Raw genomic sequence first — 12254 nt, forward strand, 5'->3', positions numbered from 1 at the left:
GAACGGCCCCCGACAGTGCGGGAACACTGACGAGGGCCTGACCACCGGAGAGTGACCTCCATGGCTAGGCAGAAGCCTACGCACACCCCGCCCCCCGCGGCTACGAGCGGGCTCGGCCTCGCCGTCGGCGCCGCCGTCATCATCACCGCCATCACCGGCATCGCCTTCTGGCTCTCGTACCACCACCTGCACGACGTCGCCGCCCACAACGGCCTCGGCATCGACCCCGCCCGCGCCTGGGCCTGGCCCGCCGTCCTCGACCTCTTCTACCTCGCCGGCGAACTCCTCATCCTGCGCGCCTCCTACCTCCGCACCGTCGACCCCTGGGCGATCGCCCTCACCGCGGTCGGCGCGCTCGGATCGATCACCCTGAACGTGGCCGGTGTCGGGTCCCGCGCCAACGCGCTGGAGTACACCGTGGCCGCCGTGCCGCCGGTGGCCGCGCTGCTCGCGTTCGGCGCGCTCATGCGGCAGATGCACCTCTGGTTCGCCCGCCGCGCCGCCGAGCCCGCCGCGGTGCCGCCGCTGGAGCGCATTGAGCAGCCGCCCGTCCCCCCGATGCCCGCGCAGGCCCCACCGCTCCCGCCCGCCGTCGAGCAGCAACTGGAGCTGGAGCCGCAGGGACCGGAGCGACCGGCGATCCGCTACTCGGACCCGCGGTGCGCCATCCTCCGCCCCCTGTACGAGGACGGCTACCGGCCCACCACCGGCGAGATGCGCGCCGCCCTCGAAGCCGCCAAGCTGACGGCGCCGTCCGCCTCGACGCTGCGCGGTGTCCTCCGTGCTGAGATCGAGAAGCACGAGCCCGCCCTCGCGGCGCTCCCCGCCCGGCCCACCCAGCTGCACCGCGCCGGGTGAGCCCCGTGCTCCTCGCCGTGTTCTTCGTGCTCGCAGCCGCCGGCGCACTCCTCGCCCTGGCCCTCCTCGACTGGCGCACCGTGCCCCCCGTCACCGGGACCTGCGCCCTCATCCTCACCTTCGCGGCGCTCGCCGTCGCCGTCCTCCACTGAGGCCCCCGTGTCCGACGACCACCCGATCACCCCGACCCGGATCATCCCGGCTGGCGCCCCGCTGCCAGCCCGCGCGCCCGAGCCTGGTGAGGTCCCGCCCTGGCGCCTCCCGCCTTCCCCGCCCCCGCCGCCCGCGGTCCCGGACCCGCCGCCACCGCCTCCCGCGCCCGAGCCGCCGCCCGCGGCCGTCGTCGTCCAGCACGTCCGGCACGTCCACGAGTTCGTCCTCGTGGAGCCCGAGCCCGAGCCGACCCTGCGCGAGCGGCTCTGGGCGCGGCTGTGGGACCGGCTGGTCACCTGGCGGATGCTCGCCGCGATCCTCGCCGCCCTCACCCCCTGGGCCGGAGGGCAGAGCCCGGTCGGGATCTGGTCGCACACCGTCCACCAGGCCCGCACCGAGGCCGGGGTCGGCGCCGCCTACGTCATCGCCGCGGTGGCCGTCGCCGCCACCTGGGCCCTGGACCGGCGCACCGGCCGCGCCCTCCCCCGCTTCCTCCTCGTCACCGCCAGCCTCGGCGCCTTCGGCGTCCTGTCCTGGTGGGACCCGTTCCTCCTGCTCACCGGAGTTCGCCGATGACCGGCACCACCACCCTCACCCTCGGTGGCCTCCTCGCCGCCCTCGTCGTCCTCGTCTTCAACCTGCACCCCTGGTACCGCGGCAGCCGCGAGATGAAGCAGCTGGCCGCGTTCGGCAAGGGGTTCACCGGCGCAGCGCTCGCCGCCGCCTGCCCCGGCGGGATCCTCGGCTGGACTCACACCCACACCGGCGGCGTCGCCAACGGGGCCGGCGGCAGCATCGGCAAGGGCACCACCGGCCTCACCTCAAGCGGCGCGGTGGCCAGTGGCCGACTCGGCGGGCTCGGCGTCACCGGCGCCATCGTCGTCGTCCTGGGCGTGCTCCTGGTCGTCCTCGCCTACAAGGCCGCGGGGAAGGCGGACAAGCGCCGGATCGTCGGCGGCGCGTTCGTGGGCAGTACGTTCCTGCTGACCGCAGGCGTGGCCGGGGCCCTCACCTGGCTGCCGGGCGCACTGAACGGCTGCGGCGACGCGATCGTGGCCGCGTTCCAGGGGGCGGGCGTCCTGTGAGCCGTCTCGCCCGGCCGGCCGCCCGCCTCGCCACCGGCTCGCACCTGATCCTGCGCCACTTGGCCGCGCGCGCCGCCGCCTGGTGCGCGCGCGGCCGCCGCCACGACCTCACCGGCTGGCGCGCCGTCCTCGGCATCCTGCTGCGCCTGGCACTGCTCGCCGGAGGGGTGTACCTGCTCGTCCGCCTGGTGCGGGCGCTGCCCGCGCTGATGGTGCTGCTCACCGCCGGGTGGCTGGCCGCCGCATGGCGGTCCGGTCGGGCCCCCGAACCGGCCGCCGCCGAGGCCCTGGCCGAGACCCCCGAGGAGGCGCACCCGGCCTCCGACCGGGAGGCCGTCCGCACCCTCCTGCTGGAGGCCATGGGGGACGCCCCCGCGGTGCACCTCCGCACCGTCCTCGCCCACCTCCAGGAGAGGGGCCAGTGGGAGGGCCGCACGGTGTCCGATCTGCGCGCTGCTCTGGCCGCTGCGGGGGTGCCTCACGAGCGCGGCGTGAAGGTGGCCGGCGTGCCGACCTGGGGGGTCCGCCGCCGCGACCTGGAGACCCCTTCCCCGGCCGCCGCCCAGGAGGCGTCTACCGCCCCGTCTACCGCCGCCTGACCTGCACATCTACCCGCTCGTCTACCGCGATCTACCGCGCGTCTACGGGCCCATCTACCCCGGGGCGGCCGCTGCTGCCAGGCGATCCGACCGCCCCGGTCCCCATCCCGATCACGAGACAGGAGACCGCCATCATGGCACTCGGATTCCCAAAGCCGTTCAAGAAGGACGACCCCCGCCTGCACGGCAACGAGACCACCTACCAGGGCAGCCGGGGCGGCTGGGTCAAGACGCCGAAGAAGCCCACCCCCGGCACCCCGTCGAAGGGATGATGGCGGCCATGACCAAGCACCTGCCGCCCGAGCTCCAGCGCATCGCCGACGCCCACGACGAGGCCAACCTGAACAGCGACCCGGTCACGTACGTCTACGAGTTCATGCACCAGGGCACCAGCGTCGCCCTCTTCGAGCCCGCCACGCCTCTGCCCATCCCCACCGAAGGCCAGATCATCGAGCTGCACAGCCACTTGGTCAAGGTGACCCGGGTGCGCGTCGCCTACGAGTCCGCCGGCCCCGGCGCTGAAGCCGCTGCCGCCGTAGCCGTGGAAGTCGAGCCGGCCGCCGAGCCGAGCGTCACACCGCTCACGGAAGAGCAGGTCGAGGACGCCGTCGCTCTGGCCGCCTTCCTCGACACCCGCTACGGCGAGGACATCGCCGGGCTTCCCGACGGGTCACCCGGCAGGCGCGCTGCGGTCGGGTACCGCGTGATGGTGACCCGGCCCGTGTCGACCTGACCAACCAGGACCACCCGCCTCTGCTGCGGTGGCGGGCGGTCACCAACCTCCGGGACCTCGGGCGGCGCTGGGCGGGCAACTTGGACGGGACCGGCCGCGACCCCCGATACCGGGCCACGTGGCTTCCCGACGGATTCCCCAGCGCCCCGAAGGGAGGATGACGCCTCCATGCCTGAAGAAGCCCACGCCGTGCTCCTCGTCAGCCCCTACACCTCCGAGTGCAGCGGGTGCGGGAAGGGCGCGTCCGCGACGGACACCCACCACACGGAGATCGTCGGATACGCCTACGGCGCGGGTCCGCGACCGGCCGGGTGCGGGGCCCGGTTCGTGGCCATCGCCGCGAAGTGGTCGGTCGTCACCTCGGACGCACTCCGCCGCCTCCGGCCGGACCTGCCCATCTCGCCGACGGGGGAACCTCCCCACCCCGACACCTCGAAGAAGGGATGACCACCATGCGGATCGGGCCGTTCGAGATCATCGTCCGCCGTCGCCACAGCGGCCCTCCCTGCGGGGCCTGCCAGGGCCGGGGGCTGTTCCACACCAAGGGCAGCCCGGACAAGTACCCGGCTCCCAAGGGGTACGACGGGGTGACGCTGTGCGGATGCGGCACAGCTCATGACCGACTTGCTGACGCCGCACGCCAGCGCCGCCGCCAGCGGCGTGAGCGCCGCAGCGTTGCCCCGTTCTGACCCCGCTGTCACAGCCTCGTAGCACACTGACTCCAGGGCCCCGCCGTGAATTCCCCCGACGGCGGGGCCCACCCCTGTCCCGCTGTGGCAGCATGCCCGGACACCACACCCACCCTGGGGGGAACCATGCGCACCACCACCGCCGTCACGCTCGCCGCCGCCGCGCTCCTCGCGCTCACCGCTTGCTCGTCCTCCGACGACGACGCGAAGACGGCCCCGGCGAGCAGCAGCCCGGCCACCGCGAGCAGCGCCCCGACCGCGCCCACCGCGAGCGCCCCGGCCGACGGGGCCACCGACCTGGAGAAGGCCGTCACCGAGTACACCGCGGCGTACTTCAAGGGCGACGCGAAGACCGCGTACGCCGCCCTGTCGAAGCGCTGCCAGGGCACGGCCGACCCGGACATGTACGCGGCCACCGTGCAGCAGGCCGCGAAGGAGTACGGCCCCGACCACCCGGCGACGGACGTGCACGCGTCCGTGTCCGGGGAGCTGGCTCGTGTCTCGTACCGGGTGAAGGGTCTGCCGAAGTTCGACCAGGCGCAGCAGCCGTGGGCGCGGGAGGGCGACGCCTGGAAGTACGACGCCTGCTGACCGGCGGCGGTCTCGCGCGGCCTGGCCTTCGGCCAGGTAACCACCGGGAGGGCCGGGCGGCCACGGGCTCGCTGGGGGATTCACCCGATCGGAGTACCGACGCCCGGCCTGGCGGATTGCAGCCCCCAAGATCCGGCCCGCCCGAAAATCCGTACCTTCCCTGACAGGGAGGTACGGTGCCGCGGCGACAGGCTCACCACGATCTCGGCCTCGTGCGCGAGCACGAGGTCGTACGCCTGCGCACCCGCGACCGCCTCGCCTTCCGCGAGATCGCCGACCGCCTCGGCTGCGACGTCAAGAACGCGCACAACGCCTGGAAGCGCGGCGTGGCCAAGCTCGCCGAGGAGGCCCGCGAGGCACACCAGCAGTACCTCGGCGAGCAGCTCGCCGTCCTCAACGTCGCGATCGACGGGCTGATGCCGAAGGTCGTCAAGGGCGACGTCCGCTCGAACGAGGCCCTCGTCCGGCTCCTCGACCACCAAGCGAAGATCCTCGGCCTGTACGCCCCCGTGCGCGTCAACGCCACCGTCACCGACGAGATGACCGCCCGCGTCCTCGAACTCGCCGACCAGATCGCCGAGCTGGACGGTGCGCCGTGACCCTCACCCGCGACCAGGTCCGCGCCCGCCTCCAGGAACTCGGCCCCGAAGAACTCGCGCTCCTCGAAGAGCAGCTCCAGAACCGGCTGTGGCGGCGCCGCTGGGACCGGTGGACGCCGTACCCGTGGCAGGTCCCACCCGACCGGATCGAGACGCTCGGCTGGTGGCTCCAGCTCGGCGGCCGAGGCACCGGCAAGACGGACGGCTGCGCCCGCTACATGGTCGCTCACGTCAACGGGCCCCCGTGCGACCCGCGGCTGCCCGGCGGCCACCGCATGGCCATCATCGCCCCCACACAGGGCGACGCCGCCGAAGCCTGCGTCAACGGCCCGTCGGGACTGCGCGCGCACGACCCGCGGGTGAAGCTGCGCCAGACCACCGGCGGCACCTTCGCCCGCTGGCCGTCCGGTGCCGAGGCGAAGCTGTTCGGCGCGCACACCCCGGATGACGTCGAGCGGCTCCGCGCCGGCGGTAACCGCTGCCTCGTGTGGATGGAAGAGGCCGCCGCCATGCGCCGGCTGAAGGACGCCATCACCCACAGCGAGATGGGCCTGCGCCTCGGTGCGAACCCCCACTACATCGCGTCCACCACGCCCAAGCCGCGGAAGGAACTCATCGAGCTGACCCGCCGCGACGACGTCACCGTCACCCGCGGCCGGACCCGGGACGCCACGCACCTGCCCGCCGAGCAGCGCGCCCACCTCATCCGCAAGTACGCCGGCACCCGCATCGAGGCGCAGGAGCTGGACGGCGTCCTCCTCGAGGACATCGAGGGTGCGCTCTGGACGTGGGCCGGGCTGGACGCGGCGCGGGTCGGCGCGGCCCCGCAGCTGGCGCGCGTCGTCGTCGCCATGGACCCGGCGGCCACGTCCGGCAGCGAGGCCGACGAGATGGGCATCATCGTGGCCGGTCGCGGCGCCTCGTACATCCCGGACCGCAACGGGTTCGCCCGCCAGCACGGCTATGCCCTGGACGACCTGTCCGGCCGGATGCCGCCGATCGAGGCCGCGCGCAAAGCGATCCAGGCGTACCACGAGCACCGGGCGGACGCGATCGTCGCCGAGGTCAACAACGGCGGCGAGTGGATCGGCACCGTCGTACGGCAGGTTGACCCGACCGTGAACTACCGCACCGTGCACGCCTCCCGCGGCAAGCAGACCCGCGCCGAGCCCGTGGCCGCGCTCACCGACCAGGGCAGCGCCCACATCGTCGGCAGCCTCCCCGACCTCGAGGAGCAGCTCACCACGTGGGTGCCCGGCGACGACTCCCCCGACCGGCTCGACGCGTACGTGTGGGCCCTCACCGATCTCATGCTCGCGCCCGCGGGCAACCTCGCCGCGGTCGCCTAGGAGGACCATGAGCACCTACCGGAACCGGGCCCTGCGCCGGGCCGCCGAGACCCGCGCGGGCGGGCTGGACACGCTCCGGGACCGGCAGCCCGTCACCGTAGCGTCGATCGGCGGACAGCAGACGCTGACGCTGGCCCTGGACGCCGAGGCCCGCGGCTACGCCAACAGCGCCGTCGCGTACCGGTGCGTGGCGGCGATCGCCGACAACGGGTCGTCGGTGCCCCTCGTCGTCCGCCGCCAGGACGGCAGCGTCATCGACGGGCACCCCGTCGCGCAGCTGTTCAACAAGCGGCCCAACCCGCTCATGTCCGCCCGCGTGTTCAAGTCGCTGCTGCTCCAGCAGGCCGAACTCGCCGGCCAGGCGTTCGTCTGGCTCGACCGCGGAGAGACCGGTCTCGGCCCCGTCACGCAGATGCACCTCGTCTACGACCAGGTCGATGTCATCGTGGACAAGCCGATCGCGCAGCGGCCCACCACGGCCGACGTGGTCGGGTTCATGGTGCGCCGCCTCGACGGCGTGCAGGTGCCGGTGCTGCCCGAGGAGATGCTCTGGCTCAGGTACCCGCACCCGTTCGATCCGCTCGGCTGCCTCCCGCCGTGGCGTGCCGCCCGGCACGCAGTCGACATGGACGCCTACGCCCGTGAGTGGCAGCGCGCCTCCTACGCCAACGGGGCGCGGCCGACGGGCGTCGTCTACCTCGGCGACATGAACGAGGCCGAGTTCAACGCGGTCAAGGCCGCGTGGCGCTCTTCGATGCAGGGCCCGGAGAACGCGGGGAAGAACCTGCTCGTGCGGTCCGAGCCCCGCTCGGGTGGCTCCGGGGCCGGCATCGGCTATGAGCGGCTGACGTTCACGCCCGAGGAAATGGCCTACCTGGAGTCCAGGATGGCCAACAGCGCCGAGGTCATGATGGCGTTCGGCGTGCCACACGACTACCTCGCCGCCGGCACCACGTACGAGAACCGCAGCGCGGCAAAGGCGACGCTCTGGTCCGACACGATCGCGCCGAAGCTGGAGGTCATCGGCAGCGAGATCGACCGGGTACTGCTGCCCTCGGACGCCGAGGAGGCCGAATGGGATCTGTCCGGGGTGGCCGCGCTTCAGGACTCGCAAGACTCGGTGGCCAACAGGGTGCGCGCCTCGACGTACGCGGACGTGATGATGATCGATGAGTCGCGCGCCGCCCTCGGTCTGGACCCGCTGCCGGGCGGGATCGGGCAGCACACGCTCACCCCCTACCGGGCCCTGTTCGCTCCGGTGCAGGGGCAGCCCACGGGGGACGAGGCCCGATGGGATGCTGACTTCTCCCGTCTGCCGCAGCCTGACGTCGGGGCCGTTGTGGAACGGGCGGTGGAAGCCGCGCTTGCACGGTTGCTCGGCGGCCCGTCACCGCAGGTCGACGCTCGCCCGTCGCCCCGTCGCCCCGCTCTGTCCCGTGCGGACGACGCCCCGTCGTCGCCGTCGCTCGCGGCGATCAACCGGGCGTACGACGAGTTGGAGGCGTCCGGCCGGCGCGCGGTGCAGGCCCTTGCCCGGGAGCAGCGGGAGCGGGTGCTGAGGGACTTCGACCGGCTGATGCGGAAGCCCGAGCGGTCGGCGGCGTGGCTGGAGGAGACGCGGGCGCAGGCATGCGCGCTCGCCCGCGAGGACACGGTGCGCCTGGCCCCGCCCGACCCGGAGGAGGTCCCGGCTGCCCGCATGACGGACATGGACATCGCGACCGGCCCGGACGGCTGGGAGGAGCGCATCAAGGTGCGGGACCTGTTCGACGCGCGGTACTGGCGGCGGCGGACGGCGGAGGTGGTGCGCCCGTTCGTGGAGCGGGCGTGGCAGCGCGGCGGCGCGGAGATCAGCGGCTCGTTCGATCTGGACGAGCCGGATGTGGCAACGGCGCTGAAGGACCGGATCGAGGAGCTGGCCGGGCAGATCACGGCGACCACGGAGCAGGTGCTGCGGTCGCAGATCCTGGCGCACGGGATCGCGCAGGGCGACAGCGTGCCCGAGCTGCGGGCCCGGTTGCAGCAGGTGTTCGCCAACCTGTCCGACTTCCGGGCGACGATGATCGCGCGCACCGAGTCCGTGGGTGGCTACTCGCAGGCGTCGTTCCTGGCCGCGCTGGACGCCGGTGCCGTGCGGAAGACGTGGGTGGCCACGGCCGACCAGCGGACCCGGGAGACGCACCGGCAGGAGAACGGCAACGCCGTCCCGATGAACAAGCGGTTCACCCTCACCAAGTCCCGTTGGCCAGCGGATCCGTCCGCCCCGGCCGCGCAGTCCATTCAGTGCCGGTGCGCACTGACCTTCGAGTTCGAGGAGTCCTGACCATGACCATGAACGACGCCGAGCTGCGCCGCGCCTACCCGGTCCTCCGGTGGTTCGACGCCTCCCATCTGCCGCCGGAGCTGCGGGACCACAGCGAGGCATTCGGACGCCTGGCCTGGCAGATGGCGTACACACTGCCGCACTGCCCTGAGACGAGCGCCGCCCTGCGCAAGCTGTTGGAGGCGAAGGACTGCGCGGTCCGCGCCGCGATCCTCGGTGAGGAAGAGCCGGGCGGAAGCCGCTTCGAGGGAGGCAACTGACCATGGCCTCAACCCTGCTGCGTGGCGAGGTCCGCGCCATCCTCCAGCCCGCCGGGCTCGCCCAGTACCAGGGCGCGTACTGCCCACCCGGCGTGCCGTTCGCCGAGGTCCGGCGAGGCCCGTTCGACGGCAAGACGGACATCGTCGTATGCCCGGACGCGGACGGCGAGCTGCCCCGCCTGATGACGTTCGGCAAGGGGCAGGTCGTCTACGAGTACGACGGCCGCGACAAGAAAGGGCGGGCCGTCTACCGGTATGCGCCCAAGCTCAGCAGCTCCCACCGAGACGTGATGCACGGCGTGGCCGAGGTGTACGCCGAGGCCGCCCTCAACCAGGCCAAGGGAGGCCAGTGATGGAGATCGAGTTCCGCGTCTTCGACCAGCACGAGTTCCGCGTCGGCGAGGACGAGGACGGCACCTTCGAGGGCGTGGCCTGCCAGTACGGGAAGAAGGACAGCTACGGCACCACCTTCCACCCCGGCGTCTTCCGGCGCGGCATCGACAAGGGCTCGTACGCCTACCTCTTCATGCACAGCCCGTTCGACCCGATCGGCACCTTCCGCGCCGATGAGCAGCCCAACCTCCTGCACATCGGCGGCCGGTACGACGACACGCAGTCCGGCCGGGACAAGCGGGCCATGGCCCGGTCCGGCAGCGCGAGGGAGCTGTCCGTCGGGTTCGTCCGGACGGACCTACCCGAGTGGAAGAAGCTCGCCGAGATGGGCGACGAGGACCGCGCCGACGTCCTGGAGAACATCCGCAGCGCGCGCCTGGTGGAGGTCTCACAGATCACCGCACGGATGGCGGCCGTGCCGGGCAGCAAGCTGAAGACGGTGCGCTCGGCTCTCGGCGCGCTCTACACCGAGGCTGGCGAGCCGACCCTCGCCGAGCGGCTGGCCGAGTACGACCGCGAGCACGGCCGCGACTCGGCGCTCGCGTACGAGCAGGAACAGAAGCGCATGCAGGAGCGGGCCCGCCGCGCGGCCCTGCTGAAGCTGACCACCGTGGGAGGTGCGTGAGGTGGCTCGCCGGTTCGTGTCCAAGGCGCAGTGGCGGGCGATGTTCGCTCGCCGGATGCCGTTCGCTCGGAAGTGGGCGCACCGCAACCAGCGCGAGCAGCCGTACAAGACGCTGCCGCAGCACCACGGGGGCCGGGGCGTCCGGGGCCGACGACGCAGGTAGACGGGCGTCGGGCGCGCGGATTGCAGCCCCCACCCGCGCGCACCCCCCGAGTCGATCTACCCTCCACCCATCCGGGCCGCTCGCACCGGACGTGAAAGCCGCGGGCACCGCCGGGCGCGATCCACCGGCCGTGAAAGACGGACCGCAGACACCCAGACATCTGGGCGGCTGCGCGCCGTCCACGGACCGGAAAGGGACACGCGATGGGCAACTTCGCCAAGGCGCGCCCCATCGGTCGCCGCCGCGACGGACGACCGATCTACCCCATCAAGGGCGGCGCCCCCACCCTCCTCGAACAGCGCGACGAGGTCGCCAAGCTCCTCGCCGACCCGAACTACGACGGCGACATCGACGAGCTGCTGAAGCGCGCCGACGACGTCACCGCGAAGATCGAGCAGGCCAACCAGCGCGACGCCCGACTCCGCGCGCTGAAGTCCGCGGCACTGCCCGCCGGCGACCCGGACCCCGACACGCGCGTGCAGCCGGGCATGCAGCCCGACGACCGCGGCAACCCGGACCCGGTGTCGGCGGCCGAGGCGTTCGTCCGGTCCGCCGCGCTGGAGGCGTTCCGTGAGCGTGGCTGCCGCGGCGAGTCCGGTGCGGTCGAGTTCCGCGCCGCGGTCTCCGGCGCTGTGACCACCGGCACGATCCCGCAGCAGAACACCCGCGTCCCGGGGATCATCCCGAACAACCCGGATCTGCCGCTGCTGGTGGCGAACCTGTTCGACCGGCAGACGTCGGACGGCAGCACGCTGGAGTACCTGCGCGACACGTCCGGCCCGCAGTCCACGTGGAACAAGGCGGCCGTCGTCCCCGAGGGTGACACCAAGCCACAGACCGGGCCGTTCAGCTTCGACACGATCACGACCACGCTGAAGACCGTCGCCCACTGGGTGCCGATCACCCGCCAGGCCGCGGACGACAACGGCCAGCTGATGGGCTACATCAACGGGCGGCTGAGCTACGGGCTCGACTACAAGCTGGACCGTGAGTGCCTGGTCGGCAACGGGACCACGGAGGTCCAGGGTGTGCTGACCACGCCCGGGATCGGCGCGTACCAGCCCGGGGTCGGGTCGACGGACGTCAAGTTGATCACGGTCCGCAAGGCGCGTACGCAGGCCGAGCTGGCGCTGTACCCGCCGGACTCGGTGGTGATGAACCCGATCGACTGGCAGGACATCCAGCTGGACGAGGACGCCAACGGCCAGTTCCGGGTGATCACGTCAGTGCTGGACGCGGGCGCCGCGACGCGCCTGTGGGGTCTGACCGTGGTGACCACCGTGGCGATGGCGCAGGGCACGGCGCTGCTCGGCGGGTTCCGGATGGGCGCCACGCTGTGGGAGCGGCAGGGGATCACCATCCTGATGACCGACTCGCACGCGGATTTCTTCGTGAAGAACACGCTGGTGGTGCTGGCCGAGCGCCGCGCGAACTTGGCGGTTCACACCCCCCAGTGCTTCGTGAAGATCACGTTCGCCGCCGCCACTTCCTGACCCTGTCGGGCGCGGCATCCTCCCCGGCCGCGCCCGCCCTCCGCACCCAGAGGAGCCACCCATGGCCACACGCAAGCCCACCCCCGACGAGACCCCCGAGCAGCCGGCCCCGGCCGCCGTCCGCACCCAGGAGTACGCCGCCGGCACCGGCTGGGACGTCGGCCAGACCGCGCCCGAGGACGCGTTCCGTGCGCTCGACGCTGCGGGCTCCGGCGAACCCACGGGGCCGGTCGTCCACTCGCACCCGGGCGGGTACGCCCGGCAGATCGTCGCCAAGGGCGGTCTGATCACGGAGGGCGTGAAGCGGGAGCTGGACACCGCCGAGGGCGAGCAGGGCTGAC

The 12254-nt window shown here is 72.8% G+C and carries 18 protein-coding genes; all 18 read left to right on the forward strand.

Annotated features, from left to right (window positions below; genetic code table 11):
* Nucleotides 1–60 precede the first annotated feature (60 nt).
* The 18 genes from R4Z62_RS16405 (at nucleotide 61) to R4Z62_RS16490 (ending at nucleotide 12253) form a co-directional block, all read left to right on the forward strand.
* Entirely contained in the window at nucleotides 61–858 is a 798-nt protein-coding gene (locus R4Z62_RS16405; RefSeq protein WP_491520169.1) for a DUF2637 domain-containing protein, read from the forward strand.
* Nucleotides 859–863: 5 nt separating this feature from the next.
* On the forward strand, nucleotides 864–1010 hold the full coding sequence (locus R4Z62_RS16410; protein WP_491520170.1) for a hypothetical protein: 147 nt from the start codon (nucleotides 864–866) through the stop codon (nucleotides 1008–1010).
* A gap of 7 nt (nucleotides 1011–1017) precedes the next feature.
* Nucleotides 1018–1587: a hypothetical protein gene (locus R4Z62_RS16415; protein ID WP_491520171.1), complete on the forward strand. Its 570-nt coding sequence runs from the start codon at nucleotides 1018–1020 to the stop codon at nucleotides 1585–1587.
* Entirely contained in the window at nucleotides 1584–2096 is a 513-nt protein-coding gene (locus R4Z62_RS16420) for a hypothetical protein (RefSeq protein ID WP_491520172.1), read from the forward strand. Before R4Z62_RS16415 ends, R4Z62_RS16420 begins: the two co-directional genes overlap by 4 nt.
* Nucleotides 2093–2695: a hypothetical protein gene (locus tag R4Z62_RS16425; protein WP_491520173.1), complete on the forward strand. Its 603-nt coding sequence runs from the start codon at nucleotides 2093–2095 to the stop codon at nucleotides 2693–2695. The genes R4Z62_RS16420 and R4Z62_RS16425 overlap by 4 nt, the downstream gene beginning before the upstream one ends.
* Before the next feature lie 134 nt (nucleotides 2696–2829).
* The gene (locus R4Z62_RS16430) at nucleotides 2830–2967 is read left to right on the forward strand and encodes a hypothetical protein (RefSeq protein WP_491520174.1); all 138 of its coding nucleotides are present in this window, start codon (nucleotides 2830–2832) and stop codon (nucleotides 2965–2967) included.
* 8 nt (nucleotides 2968–2975) lie between these two features.
* The gene (locus tag R4Z62_RS16435) at nucleotides 2976–3428 is read left to right on the forward strand and encodes a hypothetical protein (protein WP_491520175.1); all 453 of its coding nucleotides are present in this window, start codon (nucleotides 2976–2978) and stop codon (nucleotides 3426–3428) included.
* 168 nt (nucleotides 3429–3596) lie between these two features.
* Complete coding sequence (locus tag R4Z62_RS16440) at nucleotides 3597–3875, forward strand: hypothetical protein (RefSeq protein ID WP_491520176.1); 279 nt, start codon at nucleotides 3597–3599, stop codon at nucleotides 3873–3875.
* A complete protein-coding gene (locus R4Z62_RS16445) occupies nucleotides 3872–4117 on the forward strand; it encodes a hypothetical protein (protein WP_491520177.1) in 246 nt (81 codons plus the stop codon). Before R4Z62_RS16440 ends, R4Z62_RS16445 begins: the two co-directional genes overlap by 4 nt.
* Before the next feature lie 126 nt (nucleotides 4118–4243).
* Nucleotides 4244–4708 carry a hypothetical protein gene (locus R4Z62_RS16450; protein WP_491520178.1) on the forward strand — a complete coding sequence of 155 codons (465 nt, stop codon included), beginning with the start codon at nucleotides 4244–4246 and terminating at the stop codon, nucleotides 4706–4708.
* Nucleotides 4709–4884: 176 nt separating this feature from the next.
* The gene (locus R4Z62_RS16455; protein ID WP_491520179.1) at nucleotides 4885–5307 is read left to right on the forward strand and encodes a hypothetical protein; all 423 of its coding nucleotides are present in this window, start codon (nucleotides 4885–4887) and stop codon (nucleotides 5305–5307) included.
* The gene (locus tag R4Z62_RS16460; protein WP_491520180.1) at nucleotides 5304–6656 is read left to right on the forward strand and encodes a terminase large subunit domain-containing protein; all 1353 of its coding nucleotides are present in this window, start codon (nucleotides 5304–5306) and stop codon (nucleotides 6654–6656) included. The genes R4Z62_RS16455 and R4Z62_RS16460 overlap by 4 nt, the downstream gene beginning before the upstream one ends.
* Nucleotides 6657–6663: 7 nt before the next feature.
* Nucleotides 6664–8979 carry a phage portal protein gene (locus tag R4Z62_RS16465; RefSeq protein ID WP_491520181.1) on the forward strand — a complete coding sequence of 772 codons (2316 nt, stop codon included), beginning with the start codon at nucleotides 6664–6666 and terminating at the stop codon, nucleotides 8977–8979.
* A gap of 2 nt (nucleotides 8980–8981) precedes the next feature.
* Nucleotides 8982–9239 carry a hypothetical protein gene (locus R4Z62_RS16470; RefSeq protein ID WP_491520182.1) on the forward strand — a complete coding sequence of 86 codons (258 nt, stop codon included), beginning with the start codon at nucleotides 8982–8984 and terminating at the stop codon, nucleotides 9237–9239.
* 2 nt (nucleotides 9240–9241) lie between these two features.
* Entirely contained in the window at nucleotides 9242–9592 is a 351-nt protein-coding gene (locus R4Z62_RS16475) for a hypothetical protein (protein WP_491520183.1), read from the forward strand.
* The gene (locus R4Z62_RS16480) at nucleotides 9592–10257 is read left to right on the forward strand and encodes an HK97 family phage prohead protease (RefSeq protein WP_491520184.1); all 666 of its coding nucleotides are present in this window, start codon (nucleotides 9592–9594) and stop codon (nucleotides 10255–10257) included. The genes R4Z62_RS16475 and R4Z62_RS16480 overlap by 1 nt, the downstream gene beginning before the upstream one ends.
* A gap of 366 nt (nucleotides 10258–10623) precedes the next feature.
* Nucleotides 10624–11913, forward strand: a complete 1290-nt coding sequence (locus R4Z62_RS16485) for a phage major capsid protein (RefSeq protein ID WP_491520185.1) — start codon at nucleotides 10624–10626, stop codon at nucleotides 11911–11913.
* Nucleotides 11914–11974: 61 nt separating this feature from the next.
* Nucleotides 11975–12253 carry a hypothetical protein gene (locus R4Z62_RS16490; protein WP_491520186.1) on the forward strand — a complete coding sequence of 93 codons (279 nt, stop codon included), beginning with the start codon at nucleotides 11975–11977 and terminating at the stop codon, nucleotides 12251–12253.
* Nucleotide 12254 lies beyond the last annotated feature (1 nt).

Source organism: Streptomyces sp. PL-25 (assembly GCF_058344915.1).